Source organism: Caulobacter sp. NIBR1757 (genome assembly GCF_027912495.1).
In the GTDB taxonomy this organism is placed as follows: Bacteria; Pseudomonadota; Alphaproteobacteria; order Caulobacterales; family Caulobacteraceae; genus Caulobacter.
In genome coordinates, this window is sequence record NZ_CP115463.1 from 1,514,420 (window position 1) to 1,537,231 (window position 22,812).

The 22,812-nt window shown below is 66.3% G+C and carries 16 protein-coding genes; 12 read left to right on the forward strand and 4 right to left on the reverse strand.

Annotated elements, in window-relative coordinates; all coding sequences use genetic code 11:
* Positions 1–342: 342 nt before the first annotated feature.
* Together O5I81_RS07375 and O5I81_RS07380 are read left to right on the forward strand one after the other, a co-directional pair.
* Positions 343–3,570: a type ISP restriction/modification enzyme gene (locus O5I81_RS07375; protein WP_271068302.1), complete on the forward strand. Its 3,228-nt coding sequence runs from the start codon at positions 343–345 to the stop codon at positions 3,568–3,570.
* Positions 3,563–3,868, forward strand: coding sequence for a hypothetical protein (locus tag O5I81_RS07380; RefSeq protein WP_271068303.1), 306 nt, complete (start codon positions 3,563–3,565; stop codon positions 3,866–3,868). The genes O5I81_RS07375 and O5I81_RS07380 overlap by 8 nt, the downstream gene beginning before the upstream one ends.
* A 183-nt stretch (positions 3,869–4,051) precedes the next feature.
* On the opposite strand, the gene O5I81_RS07385 is transcribed toward O5I81_RS07380, so the two are convergent.
* Complete coding sequence (locus O5I81_RS07385; RefSeq protein ID WP_271068304.1) at positions 4,052–4,270, reverse strand: hypothetical protein; 219 nt, start codon at positions 4,268–4,270, stop codon at positions 4,052–4,054.
* 61 nt (positions 4,271–4,331) lie between these two features.
* Positions 4,332–5,237, reverse strand: coding sequence for a glutathione-dependent disulfide-bond oxidoreductase (gene yghU, locus O5I81_RS07390; RefSeq protein ID WP_271068305.1), 906 nt, complete (start codon positions 5,235–5,237; stop codon positions 4,332–4,334).
* Between the two features lie 347 nt (positions 5,238–5,584).
* Here yghU and O5I81_RS07395 point away from each other — a divergent pair, with 347 nt between their 5' ends.
* The 7 genes from O5I81_RS07395 (at position 5,585) to O5I81_RS07425 (ending at position 13,778) form a co-directional block, all read left to right on the forward strand.
* Positions 5,585–5,773: a YdcH family protein gene (locus O5I81_RS07395; protein ID WP_271068306.1), complete on the forward strand. Its 189-nt coding sequence runs from the start codon at positions 5,585–5,587 to the stop codon at positions 5,771–5,773.
* Positions 5,774–5,888: 115 nt separating this feature from the next.
* Positions 5,889–6,539, forward strand: a complete 651-nt coding sequence (locus tag O5I81_RS07400; RefSeq protein ID WP_271068307.1) for a DUF47 family protein — start codon at positions 5,889–5,891, stop codon at positions 6,537–6,539.
* Between the two features lie 3 nt (positions 6,540–6,542).
* Positions 6,543–7,544 carry an inorganic phosphate transporter gene (locus O5I81_RS07405; RefSeq protein WP_271068308.1) on the forward strand — a complete coding sequence of 334 codons (1,002 nt, stop codon included), beginning with the start codon at positions 6,543–6,545 and terminating at the stop codon, positions 7,542–7,544.
* The gene (locus tag O5I81_RS07410; protein WP_271068309.1) at positions 7,541–7,957 is read left to right on the forward strand and encodes an NUDIX hydrolase; all 417 of its coding nucleotides are present in this window, start codon (positions 7,541–7,543) and stop codon (positions 7,955–7,957) included. Before O5I81_RS07405 ends, O5I81_RS07410 begins: the two co-directional genes overlap by 4 nt.
* Positions 7,958–8,304: 347 nt before the next feature.
* Positions 8,305–9,084, forward strand: coding sequence for an integrin alpha (locus O5I81_RS07415; RefSeq protein WP_271068310.1), 780 nt, complete (start codon positions 8,305–8,307; stop codon positions 9,082–9,084).
* A complete protein-coding gene (locus O5I81_RS07420) occupies positions 8,967–10,799 on the forward strand; it encodes a hypothetical protein (RefSeq protein ID WP_271069004.1) in 1,833 nt (610 codons plus the stop codon). Before O5I81_RS07415 ends, O5I81_RS07420 begins: the two co-directional genes overlap by 118 nt.
* Positions 10,800–11,255: 456 nt before the next feature.
* Positions 11,256–13,778 (forward strand): hypothetical protein, encoded by a 2,523-nt coding sequence (locus O5I81_RS07425; protein ID WP_271068311.1) that lies wholly within the window; start codon positions 11,256–11,258, stop codon positions 13,776–13,778.
* 80 nt (positions 13,779–13,858) lie between these two features.
* On the opposite strand, the gene O5I81_RS07430 is transcribed toward O5I81_RS07425, so the two are convergent.
* Both O5I81_RS07430 and O5I81_RS07435 read right to left on the reverse strand, forming a co-directional pair.
* Positions 13,859–15,193: a sigma-54 dependent transcriptional regulator gene (locus tag O5I81_RS07430; RefSeq protein WP_271068312.1), complete on the reverse strand. Its 1,335-nt coding sequence runs from the start codon at positions 15,191–15,193 to the stop codon at positions 13,859–13,861.
* Complete coding sequence (locus O5I81_RS07435; RefSeq protein WP_271068313.1) at positions 15,193–17,016, reverse strand: ATP-binding protein; 1,824 nt, start codon at positions 17,014–17,016, stop codon at positions 15,193–15,195. Before O5I81_RS07435 ends, O5I81_RS07430 begins: the two co-directional genes overlap by 1 nt.
* Positions 17,017–17,240: 224 nt before the next feature.
* Here O5I81_RS07435 and O5I81_RS07440 point away from each other — a divergent pair, with 224 nt between their 5' ends.
* From O5I81_RS07440 to O5I81_RS07450, 3 genes are read left to right on the forward strand one after another with little or no spacing between them, the layout of a single operon-like run.
* Positions 17,241–18,578 carry a dicarboxylate/amino acid:cation symporter gene (locus tag O5I81_RS07440; RefSeq protein ID WP_271068314.1) on the forward strand — a complete coding sequence of 446 codons (1,338 nt, stop codon included), beginning with the start codon at positions 17,241–17,243 and terminating at the stop codon, positions 18,576–18,578.
* A 35-nt stretch (positions 18,579–18,613) separates the two neighbouring features.
* Positions 18,614–21,637 carry a TonB-dependent receptor gene (locus O5I81_RS07445; RefSeq protein ID WP_271068315.1) on the forward strand — a complete coding sequence of 1,008 codons (3,024 nt, stop codon included), beginning with the start codon at positions 18,614–18,616 and terminating at the stop codon, positions 21,635–21,637.
* 20 nt (positions 21,638–21,657) lie between these two features.
* On the forward strand, positions 21,658–22,572 hold the full coding sequence (locus O5I81_RS07450; RefSeq protein WP_271068316.1) for a hypothetical protein: 915 nt from the start codon (positions 21,658–21,660) through the stop codon (positions 22,570–22,572).
* Positions 22,573–22,812 lie beyond the last annotated feature (240 nt).

Here is a 22,812-nt window from a genome sequence, read left to right on the forward strand (position 1 = left end):
CATCTGCGGCACCACCTTCCAGTGGGCCAAGCTTCTTGTCGGTCAGCGGCATTTCGACAGCCGTCCGCTGCGGCGCGAACAGCGCCTCGAACCGCTCGCGAATGGACACCACCGTCGGAAGCCTCTTAGCGAAGCGGTTAGGTGTTGTCGCATGTTGGGGACGGGATACCCTAGCGTGCCTTCTCCCGCTTGTCGGAAGAAGGCACTTACAAACGGCGGCGGCGCTCGGCTTTATGCATAAGGTCAGCAGGCTGGCAGGAACGGACAGGCTGGAGCGTCAATTACAATCGAAACCTGCTGGGCCATCTTGCAGCTTTGGGGCGAACGGCGCCAAGTGAGGGTATGACAACAGAGCATCAGAAGGCCGCTCTCAAGAGCTATGCTCAACGGATACGAGCATCCCGCCGTGCCCATCCCGCCGTGACAGAGCCGGGCCTGGCTCCGGAGTTTCAGCGGCTCATTGTCGATATGCTCCCCCTTCTGCCCGGCGCGCCACAACTCACTGTGTTGGCAGAGTTCGTCAACGCCGGTGTCGGACGGCCTGACTTGGCGCTGAAGCGACCAGGCGAAACCGCCCGTGCTTTCTTGGAACTCAAATCGCTCGACAAATCGACCAACGGCAGGAATTGGACCCTCGCTCACGATAGCCGACAATTTGCCCGCTTCGGCGAGCTTCCGGCCTGGGCGATCAGCAACTTCCACGAGGTCCGGTTCTACAATCGCGATGAGGATCAGGGCCACGCAATCCTGGTCCCCGAAGCGGCGCTCGATCCGGATCGGACAGATTCGGCCGCTGATGCCCTCATCGACGCTCATGACGCGAGCCCGGCGCTGCGCCTGATCGAGCGGCTTGCGCAGTCCGATCCCCCCTCGGCTAAGGACGCGGAGCATCTGGCCGAACTCCTAGCTCATTCGGCTCGGCTGGTCCGCGGCATCGTGCGTGATCGTCTCGCGGAACTGGCGCTTGAGGGCGCGGAGGATGAACCGCTGCAGCAGGTGCGACGTGAGTTCCGTGATGTCCTCTATTCGCACCCGGAAGCGGCGGGCTATTCGTCCGCCGATTTTGACGCCCTGTTCTCGGCCGCCTTCGCCCAGACGCTCGCCTTTGGATTGTTGCTGGTTCGTGAGGCGACCGGGCAGGTTGTCGATACTCACGCCCACGAACGGATGCCCGACGAGCATCCACTGATGAAGACGGCTCTCCGTGTCCTTAGTCTGCCGGAGGTCGCTGAAGATGTGGGAGCGGGCTTCGCCGTCATGTTGCAAACGGTGAATAGCTTCGAACTGAAGATCCTCGCAATTCGAAAGGACGGCTCGGACCCCATCCTCTATTTTTATGAGAATTTTCTTTCGACCTTCGATCCGGACGCTCGGGAGCGTTACGGCGTCTACTACACGCCGACGGAAGTTGTCCGGTTCATGGTTGGTGCCCTCGATCGGACACTCCGGGAGCGGCTTGAGACCCAGGGCATCGCTGATCCGCAGGTTCATATCCTTGACCCGGCCACTGGTACTGGCACCTTCCTACTTGGCGTTGCAGACCGGTTGCGGCGCGAGGTGTCGGAGATAGACGGCCCTGGCCAAGCCCCCGCCGCACTGCGGGGGTTGGCCAAGCGCATGTACGGCTTCGAACTGCTCATCGGACCTTACGCCGTCGCCCACTATCGGCTGCACCACGCCTTGTCGCGACGACCGGACGGAACTGCCGAGGCAGCGCTCAATCTGCCGCGCCTTGGGGTCTATCTTACAGACACCCTGGCCCGTCCCGGTGCCGCCGCGCCGCTTGGCGGTCTTGGCTTCGTCAGCGAGGGCATCCACGACGAGCGGGCGCTGTCGGACCGGGTAAAGTCCGAACAGGCAATCTTGGCGATCATTGGCAATCCTCCCTATCGCCGCCTGGAGGTTGGCGAGAACGAGACTCTTGTCGGCCGCTGGATGGACACGCTATGGGACGATCTCAAGAGGCCTGTCAGCGACGCGGGCAAGGGCAACCAACTCAATACCTTTCCGGAACTGTCGGTGGCCTTCTGGCGCTGGTCGATCTGGAAATTGTTCGAGGCCCACAACGCACCAAAACGCGGGGTGATTGCCTTCATCACCAATCGAAAGTTCCTCACCGGCTGGCCCTATGCCGGGCTGCGCAAGATGATGCGCGAACGCTTTGACCGTATCGAGATTATCGATCTTCGAGGCGATGTGCGGACCGGAGAACGAGCCGACGTCGAGAGTGATCAGGGGGTATTTAATATTAGGGTCGGCACCTGCATTACACTTGCGATCGCTGATGGGTCGAAGGCGGAGGGCACCCTATCGGACGTATACTATAACGATGCATGGACCTCTGGCCACATGTCTCGAAAGTCTAAGCTCGACTGGATGTTGATGGGTGAGCAGACGGGGCAACTCGAGGGGGCCATTTCCGTAGTTCGAGAAGCGATGGCAGATATGCGGCCGCGCCCCTTTTTGAATGGAAGTCTCGTCAGTATTGATGACATATTTGAATACAGCAGAGGTGGAGTTCAGACGAAAAGAGACGAGTTCATCTATGATGTATCGCGCGAAGGTTTAATTAAAAGAATTTCGGACTTTGTGTCGGGAACGGATGTGGCGGCACAACGTGCCTTCAAGACGACAGGAGAGAATTCCTGGTCAGAGGCCAAGGCTGTCCCCTTCTCAGACCAACATGTTCTCCCTGTTGCATACCGTCCTCTCGACACCCGGTTTCTATATAATCATCGGGCGTATGGTGCGTATCTTCGTTGGGAGATGCAGGAGTTATGGGGGGCGTCAAACTATGCCCTCTACGCTATGCCGAAGGGTACCAACAGCGGCCCTGCGGTGTGGTGTCACGGCCTCCTTCCCGACCTTCATGCTTTTAGCGGTCGCGGCGGCTATGCTTACCCTCTCTACGACCGACGGCCCGGCCACGACCCTGTCAACCTTAAGGCTGAACTGGTAGCTGCGCTTGAGGACGCCTACGGCTCCGAAGTCGGGCCGGAGCAAGTTTTCGACGCCGTCCTGTGTCTGCTCTCCGGCAGCTCCTACACTACCCATTTCGCCGAAGATCTGGAGGACGTCTTTCCGCACGTGCCATTCCCCGCGGACCGATCGGTGTTTGATGATGCGGCCCGCGTAGGGGCCGAAATCCGTGCGGTCGAAACTTTCGCTCGGGTACCAAGCCCCCAGTTTCTTAAGGGCTTGGCCGTCAACGAGACTGCGGCTACCGGCAAGCTGGCGGCCGTCGAATATGAAGACGGTTCCATTGCACTCTGCGCCGACGGGTCCGGGCGCATCGTCAATATCCCGGAGGCGGTCTGGAGTTTCTCCGTCAGTGGCTACCGCCTGCTTCCCCGCTGGCTGGCAGCTCGTGAGGGGATCGAACTGCCTGATGACTTCGTGCCGCAAGTTCGCGATATTGTCGGCCGGATCGCTGAATTGATTGACCTGTTCGTCTCTGCGGATAGCATTCTGAAGCGAACCTTGGAAGATCCGCTGAGTCGGGAAGCCTTGGGCTTTTCTCCCTCCGCTGCTGCTGTCACGCCCGATCCAACATCCTCTGAGAATGACTGAATCTAAAGACCTTTTCGGCAATTTCACCGGCCCTGATCAGCTGAGCATGTTCGGCGAGGGCGAGCACCGCATGCCGGTGCCTGTGACCCCAGCTGTTGATCATCCGACCAGGGCTCGCGCCAAATTGACGGCGGTCCTGGAAACTGCCCGACGCGCCCGGCGCATGCCCTGGTCGGAGCGTGATGCCCGTATGTGGCAGACGGTGTTCCCGCAGATGGCCAACTGGCTTCCCGATGACGAGGCCGAACAACTAACCCTCGCGTTTCGCCAGGAAATGGACCGGTTGAAAGCCGCGTGATGCTAAAAAAGTCCTAGTCCCTCGTCCGGCTGTGCGGCTTTCGACTTGCTTGTCTGTCTTCCCCATTTGTCCGCCGACGAACTCCGCGCGGCACGGGCCGGACTGAATGTCGTAGAGTGTCGCCTTGCCTGCCCCATTTGGGCCGGAGGTGACCTGCAGCACAGTGAGGGGGCCGGTCACGGCTTAGCGCCTTGGCTCCAGGCCGCCGTCCCTTCGGCGCTCGACCACCTCACCATCGACCTCGCCCGCCGCGCCGGGCATCGCGCCCAAGGCCGCATACCGGGCCCGCACCGCTTCCGTTGGCGCCGCAAAGCGGTCGCCGAGTTGCTTGAAGCGGTGGTCCTGCTCCTGGGCGGACAGGTCCGGCGCGTCCAGCCGGCCCTCCAATGTTCTGCTCGCCATGGCGGCGCTCCAAGTCAGAGGGGCCACTATGACACCTCTGCTGGAAGCCCCCAAGCCGACGTCAGCTCGCTGTGAGCTTATCCGCCGTCTTCGTCTCGAAATCCCCCGCGTCATGCCGCTCCCACAGCTGGCTCGACGGCTCCCCGAACACCCGGTTGACCATCCGCCCGCGCTTCACCGCCGGCCGCTCGGCGATCTGGTCCGTCCAGCGCTGCACGTTCCTGTAGTCCTGCACGGCCAGGAACTCGCCGGCCTCATAGACCAGCCCCTTGGCCAGGGCGCCGTACCAGGGCCAGACCGCCATGTCGGCGATCGTGTACTCATCCCCGGCCAGGTACTCGGCTTCGCCCAGCCGCCGGTCCAGCACGTCCAGCTGGCGCTTCACCTCCATGGCGAAGCGGTCGATGGCGTATTCGATCCTGAACGGGGCATAGGCGTAGAAGTGGCCGAAGCCGCCGCCCAGGTAGGGGGCGCTGCCCATCTGCCACATCAGCCAGCTGAGGGTCTCGGCCCGGGCCGCCGGCTCGGTGGGCAGGAAGGCGCCGAACTTTTCGGCCAGGTGGATCAGGATGGCGCCGCTCTCGAACACCCGGATCGGCCGGGCCGGATCGCTGTGGTCGACCAGGGCCGGGATCTTGCTGTTGGGGTTGGCGGAAACGAAGCCGCTGGAGAACTGGTCGCCGGTGTTGATCTTGATCAGCCAGGCGTCGTACTCGGCGCCCGCGTGGCCCAGGGCCAGCAGCTCCTCCAGCATCACCGTCACCTTCACCCCGTTGGGCGTGGCCAGGGAATAGAGCTGCAGCGGGTGCTTGCCGACGGGCAGGTCCTTGTCGTGGGTCGGGCCGGCGATGGGCCGGTTGATGGCGGCGAAGCGGCCGCCGTTCTCCTTGTTCCAGGTCCAGACCTTGGCGGGCTCATAGCCCTCCGGGTGGTTGGCGGGCGCGGGTGCGGCGGTCTGGTCGGTCATGGCGGTGTCTCTCTGTCGCGATCGGTGATGGCGGCCCAGGCAGGAAGCTAGTCACCCCCGCGCCCCGGCGCCACCCCCGCCCGCGCGCCCCCGGCTCCATGGTCACGCCATGGCCACGGCGCGGCGGCGGCGCGGACTGATTTTTTTCGGCCCATAAGCGCCTCGGGTCTGGCGCCGGCGGCATGGGGCGCCCAGATTGGTTGTGCGGCCCGGGCCCCTCTGACGATCCTCCCCGATCGTGATGTCGGACCGCATCGGGCGCGCTCGATGCCGGGACCCAGACCCCCACGTCTTCCCCCCGGCCCGGCATCGACGCTCCCACCCTGTCACCAGAGGAGCGACGTTAAATGTCCCATGCTTTGATCAACCGTCTCCGCAGCCGCCACGGCCTGCTGGAAACCGCCCTGCGGGAAGAGTGGCGCCGGCCCCGGCCGGACGACCGCGTCCTGGCCCGCATCAAGAAGGGCAAGCTGTTGCTCAAGGACCGCCTGATGGCGCTGGAGGCGGCCGTCTCCGGCCGCCGCCCGGCCCTCTAGCCGCCGGGCGCGGCCGCCTGCCCCCGGGCGGCCGCGTCCGGTATGGGCGATCCGCCCACTGACGAATCCCCGGCGTTGCGCTACACCCCGTCGAAGACGCTCGACGAGGCCGATCATGCTGCGCTGGTTCCAGGCCCTGCTGCCCAAGGAAGACAATTTCTTCCGCCTGTTCGCGGCCCATGCCGACACCCTGGTGACCGGGGCCGCCGCCCTGCGCCGGATGCTGGACGGCGGGGAGGGGACAGAGGCCGCCTGCGCCGCCATCGTCGCGGCCGAGCATGCGGCCGACGACGTCGCCCGCCAGGTGCTGGTCGCCGTACGGCGCAGCTTCATCACCCCCTTCGACCGCTCCGACATCCGGCGGCTGACCAACAGCCTCGACGACGCCGTCGACCAGATGCAGAAGACCGCCAAGGCCGTCACCCTCTACGAGGTGCGCGACTTCGCCCCCCACATGCGCGAGCTCGGCGACATCGCCATCGCCGCCGCCGCCCTGACGGTGGAGGCCGTCGGCCTGCTGCCCGAGATGACCCGCGAGCGCCACCGGCTCAACGCCCTGACCGAGCAGATCGCCAAACTGGAAAGCCAGAGCGACGACCTCTACGACGCCGGCATGAAGGCGCTGTACCAGGCTCAGAAGGCGGCCGGCGGTGACGCGCTCGGCTTCATCATCGGGGCCGAGATCTACGACCACCTGGAAAAGGTCATCGACCGCTTCGAGGACGTCGCCAACCACATCAACGGCGTGCTGGTCGAGCACCTCTAGCCGATGGACGCCGCCCTCATCGTCCTGGTCTTCCTGATCGGCGTCGCGCTGCTGTTCGACTTCCTGAACGGCCTGCACGACAGCGCCAACTCGATCGCCACCATCGTGGCCACCCGGGTGCTGCCGCCGATCTACGCGGTCGGCTGGGCGGCCTTCTTCAACTTCATCGCCTTCCTGTTCTTCGGCCTGCATGTGGCCGGCACCATCGGCAAGGGGATCATCTCGGCCGATGTGATCAGCGACAAGGTGATCTTCGGGGCCCTGGTCGGGGCCATCGCCTGGAACGTCATCACCTGGCTGCGCGGCATTCCCTCCTCCAGCTCCCACGCCCTGGTCGGCGGCCTGCTGGGGGCCGGGGTGGCCAAGGCGGGGGTCTCGGCCATCGTGGTCGCCGGGGTGACCAAGACGGTGTTCGCCATCTTCCTGTCGCCCGCCGTCGGCTTTTTGCTGGCCCTGCTTCTGGTGCTGCTGGTCAGCTGGATCTTCGTGAAGGCCAACCCGCATTTCGCCGACCGGGTGTTCCGCGGCCTGCAGTTCGTCTCGGCCAGCGCCTACAGCCTCGGCCACGGCGGCAACGACGCCCAGAAGACCATGGGCATCATCGCCGTGCTGCTCTACTCGCGCGGTCTGCTGGGCGGTGAGTTCCACGTACCCTTCTGGGTGGTCATCACCTGCCAGGCGGCGATCGCGCTCGGAACCCTGTTCGGCGGCTGGCGTATCGTCCACACCATGGGCTCGAAAATCACCCGTTTGAGCCCGCAGCAGGGCTTCTGCGCCGAAACCGGCGGGGCCATCACCCTGTTCCTGGCCACCGGCATGGGCATTCCCGTCTCCACCACCCACACCATCACCGGCGCCATCGTCGGGGTCGGGGCGGCTCGCCGCGCCTCGGCCGTCCGCTGGAACGTCGCGCGCGGCATCGTCACCGCCTGGTTCATCACCATGCCCGCCGCCGCCGCCATGGGCGCCGCCGCCTGCCTGCTGGGCGGCCTGTTCCTCAAGTGACCGGCGAGGCCCATCAGGTCGGCGCCCTGCCCTGGCGACGCCGTTTCAGCGGCGCCCTCGAGGTCATGCTGGTCACCAGTCGCGAGACCAGGCGCTGGGTGGTGCCCAAGGGCTGGCCCATGCCCGGCAAGTCCGACCCCGAGGCCGCCGCCATCGAGGCCTGGGAGGAGGCCGGCGTAAAGGGCCTGATCGCCCCCGCGCCGATCGGCGGCTTCAGCTACGGCAAGAAGCTGAAGGACGGCTCGGTCCGCCCCTGCCGGGTAAAGCTCTACCCCCTGGAAGTCACCACCGACCGCCCCGACTGGCCCGAGGCCGGCCAGCGGGAGCGCCGCTGGCTCTCGCCGCGGGAGGCCGCTAGGCGGGTGGCCGAGCCGGAGCTGGCGCGGCTGCTGCGCCGCTTCGATCCGGCCTGACGGCGCGCGCGCGACGAGGCAGACGCGCGGCGTTCTGCAGAGTCATTCTGAGCAACTATACAGTACCGTCAAAAATTGTAGCCGGGTCACACCTCAAAATGAGGGAAAACTAAAGATAGTTCTGAGCTTCTCTGGCCGCTTTGCGGGTCCAGGCTTTGGCATCGTCAGCGATGACCAGGTCGCGATGCTATGAATTCCGGGCGCGGCTTGCATTTTTGTCCTCATCGGCTTGGAAAGCGGTTGCCGACGCCTGACGTTGTTGGTTAAAAGTTCCCGAAGGTCAGTAATGGGGCGTCAGTGTACAATCCTGCGCAGGGCGCGCGGAGCGGCGCCTGCGGAGTTGAGGCATGCCTTTTGACGCAGTCCTTGAGCTGTCATCGCTCGACGGAACCACGGGATTCCAGATCAATGGTGAAGCGGCTTACGACCGGAGCGGCTGGCGTGTCGCCTCGGCTGGCGACATCAACGGCGATGGCATCGACGACCTGATCATCGGGGCTGCGACCGCCGACCCAAATGGCAATGGTTCCGGAGCCAGCTATGTTGTTTTCGGACGGACAACTGGCTTCTCGGCGACCCTGAACCTGTCCACCCTGAACGGAACGACCGGCTTCAAGATTAATGGCGAGGCCGGGGCGGACTACAGCGGGGGTTCCGTGGCCTCGGCCGGCGACGTCAATGGCGATGGCATCGACGACCTGATTATCGGGGCCCTGCGCGCAGACCCGAATGGTAGCAGCTCTGGAGCCAGCTATGTTGTTTTCGGACGCACGACCGGCTTCGCGGCGACCCTGAACCTGTCCACCCTCAATGGAGCCAACGGCTTCCAGATAAACGGCGAGGTCGCCGGCGACTTCAGTGGCGTTTCAGTCGGCTCGGCGGGCGACATCAACGGCGATGGCGTCGATGACCTGATCATCGGGCATACCGCGCCAACCCCAATGGGCATTACTCCGGGGCCAGTTATGTTGTGTTCGGACGCACAACCGGCTTCGTGGCCAACCTGGAGTTGTCCACCCTCGACGGAGCCAATGGCTTCCAGATCAACGGCGAGGTCGCCAGCGACCGCAGCGGCCGTGCGGTCGCCTCGGCGGGCGACGTTAACGGCGATGGCATCGACGACCTGATCATCGGGGCGTACAGCGCCGCTCCGAACGGCGCCTTCTCCGGGGCCAGCTATGTTGTGTTCGGGCGCACAACCGGCTTCTCGGCGAACCTGGACCTGTCCACCCTCGACGGAACCACCGGCTTCCAGATCAGTGGCGAGGTGGCCTTCGACCGCAGCGGCGCTTCAGTCGCGTCGGCCGGCGATGTCAACGGCGATGGCGTCGATGACCTGATCATCGCGGCGATCACCGCCAGTCCGAATGGCGCCGTCTCCGGAGCCAGCTATGTTGTGTTCGGGCGCACAACCGGCTTTGCGCCGAACCTGAACCTGTCCATCCTCGACGGAACCAACGGCTTCAAGATCAATGGTGAGGCAGCTCAGGACCGCAGCGGCGTTGCGGTCGCCTCGGCCGGCGACGTCAACGGCGATGGCATCGACGATCTGATTATCGGGGCGTCCAGCGCCGATCCAAATGGAATTAATTCCGGAGCCAGCTACGTTGTGTTCGGGCGCACAACCGGCTTCGCGGCGACCCTGAACCTGTCCACCCTGGATGGAACCAACGGCTTCAAGATCAATGGCGAGGTCACCCAGGATGGCAGCGGGGCCAGCGTCGCCTCGGCGGGCGACGTCAACGGCGATGGCATCGATGACCTGATCATCGGGGCTACGGGCGCCGGCCCGAACGGCAGTTACTCCGGAGCCAGCTATGTTGTGTTCGGCCGTCCTTCACCGGTCAACTTCATCGGGACGCCGGGCGACGACGTTCACAGCGGCGCCGGGGCCAACGACACCTTCTCCGGCCTGGGCGGCAACGACACGCTGAACGGCATGGGCGGCGATGACATCATAGACGGCGGCGATGGCGCTGACGACCTGATCGGTGGAGCCGGCGGCGACCTTCTCTATGGCGACGATGGCGCGGACGAACTGAACGGCGGCGATGGGGCCGACAAGCTGTTCGGCGGAACGGGCGCCGATCTGCTGAACGGCGGCACTGGCAATGACCGTATGGACGGGCAATCGGACGTGGACACCCTGAACGGGGGCTCCGGCAACGATTATCTCGACGGGGGCCTTGGCGCCGACGTCATGTCCGGCGGGTCTGACAACGACATCTACATCGTCGATGACGCCGGCGATCAGACGATCGAACTGCCGGGCGAAGGCTATGACATCGTCCGCACCGCCCTGGACGGCCGGGTGCTGGCCGCCAACGTCGAGGCCCTGCAGCTTCAGGGCGCGGCCAACCTCAACGGCTTCGGCAACAGCGGCGCCAACAACCTGCAGGGCAACACCGGCAGCAACCGCCTCGACGGCGGTGAGGGCGTCGATACGATCAACGGCAATGACGGCGACGATTTCATCATCGGCGGCCTCGGCAACGACCTGCTGCGCGGCGGCACGGGGGCGGACACCTTTGTCGTGCGCCAGGAGAGCATCGCCACCCCGGTGCTGGAGACCGACCAGGTCTACGACTTCGACGTCCAGGACCTCATCGACCTGTCGGCCATCGACGCCAACACCCGGCTGGATGGCAACCAGGCCTTCCATCTGGTCAGCGCCTTTACAAAGCCGGACGCTGCCCATGAAGCGGACGTCGGCCAGATGACCCTGACCTTCGCCGACGGCATCACCACCCTGCGACTCGACGTCAACGGCGATGGCAAGGTCGACTACCAGATGAAGATCAACGGCGACGTCACCGGCGACAGCGGCGACTGGATTCTGTAGCGGTCTTCGGTCCGGGCGGTCGCGTTGAGGGCCACGCAGCTGGGCCGCTTCGATCCGGCCTGACGGGGCGTACGCGCGACAAGGCTGAAGCGGGGGTGGTGATCCAACCTGTCGCATCGCGTCAGTCCCCGATCTCGGCAATCTCAGGTAAGTATTTCGGACATTTTCAACGGCTTCGTCAAAATTATACTGTCATAATATGCCCAATGTGGGTATTTTAAAGGTGGCGTTGATCTTCTCTTGCGGCGTCAACATCCATCGCCCTGGTGTCAGAGGCGATCAAGGGGATTGGATGCTCTGATTGCCAGGAACCTCTTGCATTCAAACCTGTCCATTGTTTAGACGAGCGATTGCAGAATCTTCGGATCCACCGACAGTGTTGAAGGGGGTCAGTTGCTGAGCGCCAGTTTCAAATCCCCGCGCGGTGGCGCGGATCGGGGCCTTGGGGGTTAGAACATGCCGTTTGACGCAGTCCTTGAGCTGTCTTCGCTCGACGGAACCACCGGCTTCCAGATCAACGGCGAGGCCGCGAGCGACGACAGCGGCTGGTCCGTCGCCTCGGCCGGAGACATCAACGGCGATGGCATCGACGACCTGATCATCGGCGCCAGGGGCGCCGACCCGAACGGTTCCTTCTCAGGAGCCAGCTATGTTGTGTTCGGACGCACAACCGGCTTTGCGGCCACCCTGAACCTGTCCACCCTTGACGGAACCACCGGCTTCCAGATCAGCGGCGTGGCCGCAAGCGACCAGAGCGGCATTTCCGTCGCCTCGGCGGGCGACGTAAATGGCGATGGCATCGACGATCTGATCATCGGGGCCAAGTATGCCGACCCGAACGGCTCCGCTTCTGGAGCCAGCTACGTTGTGTTCGGACGCACGACCGGGTTTGCGGCCGAACTGAACCCGTCAACCCTCGACGGAACCACCGGCTTCCAGATCAATGGCGAGGCCACAACCGACCTGAGCGGCGTTTCCGTCGCCTCGGCTGGTGACGTCAACGGCGATGGCATCGGCGACCTGATCATCGGGGCCATGGTTGCCGATCCGAACGGCGCCTCGTCCGGAGCCAGCTATGTTGTGTTCGGACGCACAACCGGCTTTGCGGCCACCCTGGAGCTGTCCGGCCTCAACGGGACCACCGGCTTCCAGATCAATGGCGAGGTCGCAAACGACCAAAGCGGCGCTTCCGTCGCCTCGGCTGGCGACATCAATGGCGACGGCGTCGATGATCTGATCATCGGGGCCAAGTACGCCGACCCGAACGGCTCCAGCTCCGGCGCCAGCTATGTTGTGTTTGGACGTACGACCGGGTTTGCGGCCGAACTGAACCTGTCAACCCTCGACGGAACCACCGGCTTCCAGATCAATGGCGAGGTCGCAAGCGACCAAAGCGGCATTTCCGTCGCCTCGGCTGGTGACATCAACGGCGATGGCATCGACGACCTGATCATCGGGGCCAGGTTAGCCGACCCGAACGGCTTCAGCTCTGGCGCCGGCTACGTCGTATTCGGACGCACGACAGGGTTCGCGGCCGAGTTGAACCTGTCCACCCTCGACGGAACGAACGGTTTCCAGATCAATGGCGAGGTTGCTGGCGACCGGGCCGGCGTTTCCGTCGCTTCGGCCGGCGACATCAACGGCGATGGGATCGACGATCTGGTCATCGGGGCCTACACCGCCGACCCGAAAGGCTCCAACTCCGGAGCCAGCTACGTTGTGTTCGGACGTACAACCGGCTTTGCGGCCGTCCTGGAGTTGTCCACCCTCGACGGAACCAACGGCTTCCAGATCAATGGCAAGGCTTCTGGCGACTTCAGCGGCTGGTCGGTCGCCTCGGCGGGAGACGTCAACGGCGATGGCGTCGACGATCTGATCATCGGGGCCTATGGCGCCGACCCGAACGGCTCTGGCTCCGGCGCCAGCTATGTCATCTTCGGCCGCGCTTCGTCGGTGAGCTTCGCCGGCACCTCGGGCGACGATGTGCGCAGCGGCGGCGCGATGGCCGACAGCCTCTCGGGCCAGGGCGGCAATGACACGCTGAACGGCCTGGACGGGGACGACCTGCTGGATGGCGGCGATCTCTCCGATGTGCTGAACGGCGGCAATGGCGCCGACGACCTGATCGGCGGTGGCGGCGGCGATATCCTCAACGGCGATGACGGCGCCGACGAGCTGAACGGCGGCGACGGCGCCGACAAGCTGTTTGGCGGCACTGGGACCGACCTGCTGAACGGCGGAACCGGCAATGACCGCATGGATGGGCAGTCGGACGTGGATACCCTGAACGGGGGCGTCGGAAACGATTATCTCGACGGCGGCCTTGGCGCCGACGTGATGTCAGGCGGGGCCGACAACGACATCTACATCGTCGATGACGCCAGCGACCAGACGATCGAACTGGCCGGAGAGGGCTACGATATCGTCCGCACCGCCATGGACGGCTGGGTGCTGTCCGAAAACATCGAGGCCCTGCAACTTCAAGGCTCTGCCGACATCGATGGTTCCGGCAACGCCGGCGCCAACAACCTGCAGGGCAACACCGGCGCCAACAGCCTGGACGGCGGGGCAGGGTCGGACACCATCAACGGCAACGATGGCGACGACTTTATCATCGGCGGTCTCGGCAACGACCTGCTGCGCGGCGGCACGGGCGCGGACACCTTTGTCGTGCGCCAGGAAAGCATCGCCAATCTGGTGCTGGAAACTGACCAGGTCTATGACTTCGATGCTCAGGATCTGATCGACCTGTCGGCCATCGACGCCAACACCCGGCTCGATGGCAACCAGGCCTTCCGCCTTGTCAGCGCCTTCACCAAGCCGGACGCCGCTCACGACGCGGATGTCGGCCAGATGACCCTGACCTTCGCGGGAGGCATCACCACCCTGCGCCTGGACGTCAATGGCGATGGCAAGGTGGACTACCAGATGAAGATCAACGGCGACGTCACCGGCGACAGCGGCGACTGGCTGCTATAGCGGCTGCTGGTTCTTCTTCAGCGTTTCTGGCCGCTCGACCCTTCCGGGTCCGCGCGGCTGCCGCGGGCCTTCGATCCGGCCTAGCGCTCCCGATAGCGGGCGATCTCGATGCCGTGCCGCCGCAGCTTTTCGTAGAAGGTCCGGCGCGGCAGGTCGAGCGCCGCCAGCGCCGCCTGCACATCGCCGCCGAAGCCTTCCAGCGCCTCGCGCAGCAGCTGGGCCTCGAAGGCGTCGACCCGCTGGGCGAGGCTGAGGCCGCCGGCCGGCGCGGCCGGCGCCGGCTCCTCGATGCCCAGGACGACCCGCTCGGCGAAATGGCTGAGCTCGCGCACATTGCCCGGCCAGTCGTGCTCCATCAGCCGCCGGCGCACCGCGTCGGTCAGGGCCGGGGGCTCGCGGCGGAAGCGGGCGGCGGCCTCCCTCAGGAAGTGGCCGAACAGCAGCGGGACGTCGTCACGCCGTTCCCGGAGCGGTGGAATCGACAGCCGCACGACGTTCAGCCGGTAGTAGAGGTCGGCCCGGAAGGCGCCGGTCGCCGACAGCGCCGCCAGATCCCCCTTGCTGGCCGCCACCACCCGCAGATCCACGGGCCGCGCGGCGCTTGAGCCCAGCGGCGTCACCTCCCGCTCCTCCAGCACCCGCAGCATGCGGCCCTGTACGCCGGGGGCCATGCTCTCGATCTCGTCGAGGAACAGCGTCCCCCGGTCGGCCGATTCCACATGCCCGCGCCGCCGCATGGCCCCGCTGAAGGCGCCGGTCTCATGGCCGAACAGCTCGCTCTCGACCATGGCCTCGGGCAGGGCGGCGCAGTTGACGGCCACGAAGGGGTGCGGCCGTCGCCGGCTCCAGCGGTGCAGGGCCTGGGCGGCCAGTTCCTTGCCGACCCCGGTCTCGCCCTCCAGCAGGACATCGACGCCGGCCTCGGCGATCTGGCGCAGGGTGGCGCGCAGCCGCTGCATGACGGCCGTCTCGCCGATCAGGGCCTGGTCTGCGTCGACCTGGCCCGTGACGGCCATCAGCCGGCGATTGTCGAGCACCAGCCGCCGCTTCTCCAGCGCCCGCCGCACGCTGCTGACCAGCCGCTCGCTGGCATAGGGCTTGGCGACGAAGTCATAGGCCCCCTCGCGCATGGCCTCGACCGCCTGGGCGACGTCGCCGTGGCCGGTGATCAGGATGACCGGCAGGTCGGGGTCGATGTCACGCAGCCGGGCGAACAGCTGGCGCCCGTCCATACCCGGCATTCGAATGTCGCTGACCACCACGCCGGGGAAATTCGCGTCCAGTCGCTCCAGGGCTGTCTCGGCCCGCTCGAAGGTCAGCACCTCCAGCCCGGCCAGCTTCAGACCCTGGGCGTTGGCGGCGCGCAGGTCGGCGTCGTCGTCGACGAAGGCGACCAGGGTCAGGTCCTGGAACATCAGGCGCGCTTCAGGCTGATGGTGAAGCGGGCCCCGCCGGCCGGCTGCGTGCCGCCGCTCAGCTCGCCGCCGAACTCGGCGACGATGTCGCGCGAGATGACAAGGCCCAGGCCCAGCCCCTTGGCCTTGGTGGTGACGAACGGGGTGAACAGCCCCTCGCTGGCCTCGGGCGCCAGGCCGGGGCCATTGTCGCTGACGGTGATGCGCACGGTCCCGCGCTTCTGCTCGACCCCGACCGTGATGCGCGGCTCGGGCCGGTCAGCCAGCGCCTCGGCGGCGTTCTGCAGCAGGTTGACCAGCACCTGCTCCAGCCGCATGCGGTCGGCCTGCACCCGCACCCCGCCGGTCTCGCCGGTGCGCTCCAGCACGATGCCCTGCTGGCGCAGCCGCGCGCCCACCAGCAGCAGGGAGCCGGCGATGGCGTCCTCGACCGGGGTCGGCCCGGTCTGGCCGGCCGACTTGCGGGAGAAGGCCCTCAGCTCGTCGGTGATCAGCCCGATGCGTTCGGTCAGTCCGCCGATGATCCCCAGGTTCTCCCGCGCCGAACCCGCCTCGCCACGGTCGAGAAAAACCCCCGCATTGTCGGCATAGGCGCGGATCGCGGCCACGGGCTGGTTGATTTCATGCGCCACCCCGGCGGCGATCTGGCCCAGGGTGGCCAGCTTGTTGGCCTGGATCAGGTCGTCCTGCACCCGCTGCAGGTGGGTCTCGGCGCGGCGGCGTTCCTCCATCTCGCGGGTCAGTCTTTCGTTGGCGCCGCTCAGCTCCACCGTCCGCGAGGCGACCCGCGCCTCCAGCTCGGCCCTGGCCGCCACCTCCGCCGCCGCCTGCGCCGCCGCCCGCTGCCGCCGCCGAAGCACCAGGGCCGCCAGCCCCACGATGGCCGCCGTCAGCAACAGGGTCAGGGCCCGCGCCGCCGTCACCGCCGAGCGCAGCGGCCGGTCGGCGGCGGTCAGGACATGCAGGGTCCATCCGGGCGAAGCGGCCGGCGTCGAGGCGGCCAGAAAGCGTTGCGGGGCCTCGGATTCCGGCGCGATGCCCAACCGCTCGCGCGGATGCTTGGGGTCCGGCTGGACGGGCAGGGGCGTCAGGCTTTCCTTGCCGTACTGCAGGCTGGCCCGCAGCGGCGCCCGCTCGGCCTCCGGAATGGCCGCCAAGGTTCGGAACCGCCAGCCGGGGACCGAGGTGACCAGCACGATGCCGTGCGGATCGGTGACAAAGGCCGGCTCGCCCGAGCCACGCCATTCGCCTTCCAGCGCGTCGAACTCGACCTTGACCACCACCACGCCCAGCGGCGCCTCCGCCGGCCCCACCCGCCGGGCCAGGAACAGCCCGGGCCGGCCGCTGACCGTGCCCAGCGCGAAATGCTCGGCCGAGCCCTGGCGCAGACTTTCGGCGTGATAGGGGCGGAAGGCGTAGTTGGAGCCGACGAAGCTGGTCGGCAATCGCCAGTTGCTGGCCGCCAGGGTCAGCCCCCTGGCGTCGAGGATGTAGATCACCGCCGCGCGGGTCTGGCCGCTGAGATCCTCCAGCTTGCGGTTCAGGGCCGCCAGGGCGGCGGGGTCGCGGCTACGCAGGGCCTGGCCGACGTCGGGGTCGGCGGCGAGGACGAAGGGCAGGGAGCGGTGCTTCTCCAGCTCGCTGCGCAGCACCGCCGCGTGCAGCGCCGCCGCGGCATCGGCCTGCCGGGCCAGATCGGCCCGGGCCGCATCGGCCGCGACCTCGCCGGCCGCCCAGGTGGCGATGCCGATGAACAGAGCGCTCACCACGGCGAACGGGCCCCAGCGCTTTAGCGTGGCCTGGCGGGCGGCGGAATCGGCCAAGGCGGGCTCCGGGAAAATCCTGGGCGGATAATTGCACAACATCGTCGAAGCGTGTGCGGATTTTTGCGCACATGCTGCGGCGCACTGAAACATTGATGAACTATATCAATCGTCTAGCGCCATTTTTCCACCGCTTGCCGCCGCTCCGCACCCTGACCGACAGTTGCCGTCGGCGATCCCGCAGAGGCTCGCCTTGGGAAGTTGCGTTCAGGAACCGAGCCGGCATGATCCGCCAAGACGTCGCCATCGACAGCGCGCCCAAGCGCCGCGGCCTGCACCGCCAGCTCTATGTGCAGGTGCTGGTCGCCATCTCGCTCGGCGCCCTGGTCGGCCATTTCTGGCCGCAGGTCGGCGAGAGCCTGAAGCCGCTCGGCGACGCCTTCATCAAACTGGTCAAGATGATCATCGCCCCGGTCATCTTCCTGACCGTCGTCACCGGCATCGCCGGCATGCGCGAGCTGGACAAGGTCGGCGGCGTCGCCGCCAAGGCCTTCGGCTACTTCCTGGCCGTCTCCAGCCTGGCCCTGGTGGTTGGCCTGGTCGTCGCCAATGTCGTCCAGCCCGGCGCCGGCATGAACATCGACCCCGCCACCCTCGATAACGCCGCCGTTCAGGGCTACGTCGCCAAGGCCCACGACCAGACCATCGTCGGCTTCCTGATGAACATCATCCCCTCGACCGTCGTCGGCGCCTTCGCCGAGGGCGAGATCCTGCAGGTGCTGTTCTTCTCCATCCCGTTCGGCATCGCCCTGGCCATGGTGGGCGAGCGTGGCGAGCCGGTGCTCAAGGTGCTGGAGTCCCTGTCCGAAGCCTTCTTCAAGCTGGTCGCCATCTTCATGAAGGCCGCCCCCATCGGCGCCTTCGGGGCCTTCGCCTTCACCATCGGCAAGTACGGCATCGACAGCGTCGCCAACCTGGCCGGCCTGGTCGCCACCTTCTACCTGACCGCCGCCTTCTTCGTGATCGTCGTGCTGGGCGCCATCGCCGCCCTCAACGGCTTCTCGATCCTTCGCCTGATCCGCTACCTGAAGGAGGAGCTGTTCCTGGTGCTCGGCACCAGCAGCTCCGAGGCCGCCATGCCCAGCCTGATGGAAAAGCTGGAGCGGGCCGGCTGCCCCAAGTCGATCGTCGGCCTGGTCGTGCCCACCGGCTACAGCTTCAACCTCGACGGCACCAACATCTACATGACCCTGGCGGCCCTGTTCATCGCCCAGGCGGTCGGCATCGACCTGACGCTTGGCCAACAGCTGCTGCTGCTCGGCGTCGCCATGCTCAGCTCCAAGGGCGCCGCCGGCGTCACCGGGGCCGGCTTCATCACCCTGGCCGCCACCCTGTCGGTGGTGCCGACCGTGCCGGTGGCGGGCCTGGCGCTGATCCTCGGCATCGACCGGTTCATGAGCGAGTGCCGGGCCCTGACCAACTTCATCGGCAACGCCGTGGCCACCATCGTCGTCGCCGGCTGGGAGAAGCGGCTCGACCGCGACCAGCTGCGCACCGCGCTCGGCCACGCGCCGCCACCGCAACCCGAAATCCTGGCGCCGCTCGAAGCGCCGGCCGACTGACAACAAGCAAGAAGACCGACCAAGGGGGAATGACCATGAAGACCCGCAGCTTCCGCCGCTATCTCGCCGCCGGCGCCGCCCTCGGCGTCCTGCTGACCGCCGCGCCGGCCCTGGCCCAGAGCGAGCCCGCGCCGGCCCCCGAGGAGGCCGACGTCTCCGAAGTCGTCGTCACCGGCTCCCGCATCGCCGGGGCCGGCGAGACCGGCGCCATCGCCGTCTCCACCGTCGGCGAGGACCAGATCGACGCCGCCGGCGCCGACACCACCGGCGAGATCATGGCCAATATCCCGCAGGCCGGCGGCATGGAGTTCAACGAGACCAGCGATGGTCCGAACTCCGCGCGTGGCGATATCGCCACCGTCAATCTTCGTGGCCTGGGGGCCGGCAACACCCTGGTGCTGCTCAACGGCCGCCGCATGACCCCCTTCGCCCGCAGCCAGGACATCGACCAATCGCCGCGCCAGGTGGTCAACGTCAACGAAATCCCGGCCGGGGCCATCGACCGCATCGAGGTTCTGCGCGACGGCGCCTCGGCCCTCTATGGCGCCGACGCGACGGCCGGGGTGGTCAACACCGTGCTGAAGACCGACTACGAAGGCCTGCGCATCACCTCGCGCTATGGCGGCTCGGAAGGCACGGCCATGCGCCAGACCTCGGTCGATATCGCCGGCGGCTGGACCTTCAACGACGACCGGACAAACCTCATCGTCGTCGGCAGCTGGTTCCAGCGCGACGGCCTGCTGGCCAGCGAGCGCGAGTACAGCCGCAGCGTCGACACCCGCCGCCTGCTGCCCGCCAGCTGGGCCGATGATACCCAGTTCCGAAACACCTCCAACCTCAGCCCCTGGGGCACCTACCAGGCCGGCGCGGTCAACGCCCAGGGCCTGTTCGTCGGCCAGCGCGTGCGCCTGGGCACGCCCAACATCACCAACACCAGCGGCGTCTTCCACATCCAGCCGGTCGGCGACGCCGGCACCACGGCCATCACCGCCAACCCGGCCATCGGCCTGGACGACGGCGTCCAGAACAGCTCGCTGTTCTACGACTTCAACGACGTGCGCCAGGTCACCCCCGACGTCGAACGCTTCACCCTGTTCAGCCAGCTGACGCATGATCTCGGTAACGGCACGGAGGCCTTCGCCGAGCTCAGCTACTACAATGCCGACACCTATTCCGAGCGCGCGGCCCAGCCGATCGACGACAGCCTGGCCTACATCGTGGTGCCCAAGCAGAACTACTGGAACCCCTTCGGCCCGGTCGGCAGCCCCAACCGCATCCCCGGCATCACCACCGGCACGGTCACCCCGGTCCCCGCCGCCGGGCTCGACGTGCTGACCACTCAGTACCGGCCGATCGACCAGGGCTCGCGCGAGATCACCACGGAGTCGGAGTCCTACCGCATCGTCACCGGCCTGCGCGGCCAGTGGGGAGACTGGGACTGGGAGACCGGCGTCTTCTACCACCGGGCCAACACCACTGACATGGAAGGCAACACCATGTCCAAGACCCTGTTCGCCCAGCAGTTGGCCCTGACCACCCCCGACGCCTACAATGTCTTCGGCGGTCCCAGCGGCAACAGCCAGACGGCGCTCGACGCGGTGCGCATCACCTCGACCAACCGCGGCGCCACCTCCCTGACCGGCCTCGACTTCAAGATTTCTCGGGCCGACCTCTGGACCCTGCCCGCCGGCGGTGTCGGCGCCGCCTTCGGGGCCGACTTCCGCCGCGAATGGTACATGGACGACCGTGATCCGCGCCTCGACGGCTCGATCCGCTTCGGGGACGGCCTCGGCGGCAACCGCTCAGACATCGTCGGGGTCAGCCCGACCGACGACTCCGAGGCCGACCGCAAGGTCTTCGCCCTGTTCGGCGAGGTTCTCGTGCCGCTGGTCAGCCCGGACATGAACATCCCCCTGGTCCACCGCCTCGACCTGCAGCTGGCGGCCCGCGCCGAGTCCTTCTCCGACACCGGCGAGTTCGTGGTGAAGCCCAAGATCGCCGGCTCCTGGTACCCGTTCGAATGGACCTTCCTGCGCGCAGCCTATGCCGAAGGCTTCCGCGCCCCTAACCTGGTGCAGCTCTACCGCGGCGACATCAGCCGCCTGAACCTTGGCCAGGAAGACTTCTGGCGCTCTGACGTCACCGGCCTGGCCGACGACACCGGCGTCGGCTACCGCCGGTCGGTCCGCCAGTCCAACCCTGACCTGGAGTCGGAGGAAACCACCACCAAGGTGCTCGGCTGGGTGATCAAGCCGCCGAAGACCCCGTTCGGGACCTTCCAGGCCAGCGTCGACTGGTGGATGTTCCACCAGGAGAACGTCATCGACAACTTCGGGGTCGAAGAGGCCCTGGCCCTCGACTTCCTGCTGCGCAAGCAGGGCCAGTCCAATCCCAACGTCATCCGCAAGGCCGTCACCCCCGACGACATCACCGCCTTCGCCCTCTGGAACGCCGCCAATCCGCTCGACCAACGGCCGGTGGCCGGGGCCGTTGACTACGTCATCGACAGCTTCCTCAACCTCGACCCGCGCGATGTCGAAGGGCTCGATTTCGCCATCTCCTGGCGCGGGCCGAAGACCGACTGGGGCCGCCTGAGCTTCGAAGCCGAGGCGACACAGCTCCTGCGCTACGACCAGGAACGCAAGTCGCTCGAGCCGCTGCTCAACGATCCCATCCTCGGCCCCAGCTTCACGGCCCAGCAGGTCGACCGCATCCAGCTCAACGGCAACCCCGAGTGGCGCGCCTCTGGCACCCTGACCTGGCGGATGCAGAACTGGGGCGTCGGGGCCGGCTTCCGCTATGTCGGCGAGTTCTACGACACCAGCGCCACCAACGACGTCACCGGCGAGTTCTGGAAGGTCGACGAATGGCTGACCTTCAACCTCTACGCCGACTACCGCTTTGACACGCCCTACCTGGATGGTGTCCGCCTGCGCGTCGGCGCCAACAACATCGAGAACAAGGCTCCGCCGCTGGCCGACGAGGGGGCCGGCTACTTCGCCGAGTACCACGACAACCGCGGGCGCTTCCTCTACGCCCAGATTCGCATCGACTTCTGAGCTTTGCCCCGAGCAGCCCGATGACCCTTTCTCGCCGCGCCCTCACCCTCGCCAGCCTCGGTATGCCCCTGCTTGCCCTGCCGGCCTGGGCGAGAGCGCCGGGACTTTCCGGCCTCGTCGGCGACTATGTCTTCGATGGCTGGGCCGGCGAGCCGTTGCGGGTCTTCTACGCGGCCCCGGACAATCTCGGGCCTGACACCCCCATCGCCATCGTCATCCACGGCGCCCAGCGCGACGCCGATGTCTATCGCGACCAATGGAAGGATCTGGCCATGGGCGGCGGATTCCTGGTCCTCTGCCCGCAGTTCGACAAGGCGAAGTTCCCCAAGGAGGCCGACTTCAGCCAGGGCCGCGTGCTTGGCGACGACGACAAGCCAACCCCGCGGAGTCACTGGGCCTTTTCGGCCATCGAGCCCCTGTTCGACGACATCGTCCGCCGGCTCGGCTCGACGCAGACCCGCTACCGCTTCTACGGCCATTCCGGCGGCTCGCAGTTCGTCCACCGATTCCTCTTCCTGAACCCGAAGGCGCGGGCCGGGCGCGTCGTCATGGCCAACGCCGGCTGGTACACGATGCCGGACCCCGCCCAGGCCTGGCCCTATGGCTTGCGGGGGCTTCCCACCGCCGAGGTCGATCTGCCCGCCGCCCTTGCCCGGGACGCCGTCGTCCTGCTCGGAGACGCCGATATCGACCCGAACCACAAGTCCCTGCGCCACACCCCCGAGGCCGACGCGCAAGGCATGTTCCGCTTCGCCCGCGGCCACACCTTCTTCCGCGTCTGCCAGGCCCGCGCCAAGGCCCTCGGCGTCCCCTTCAACTGGCGCCTCGCCTACGTTCCCGGCGCCGACCACCAGAACCGACTGATGGCCCCCGAGGCGGCCCGCCTGCTGGCAGGCGCTACGCCGGCTCACCCCGGCGACCCGACCAGATGCTGATATTGTTGAGAAATGTTCCCGAGAAATATGCCGAAAAAGTTCTGTATAGATATTGTATTCATAGTTTGGAATTTAAGTAATTGGTGATCGTGGATCGTGTAATATGATATAGGCGAGCAGAATTTTTTGAGTCTGTATTTTTGACAACCATTTCCTTGGGCGCGCGTTAGGTCTGCACAGAGGGCTGTTCCCACTGCGGAACGATAGTTCGGCGCGTAGCGCCCCTCGACCCAAGAAAAG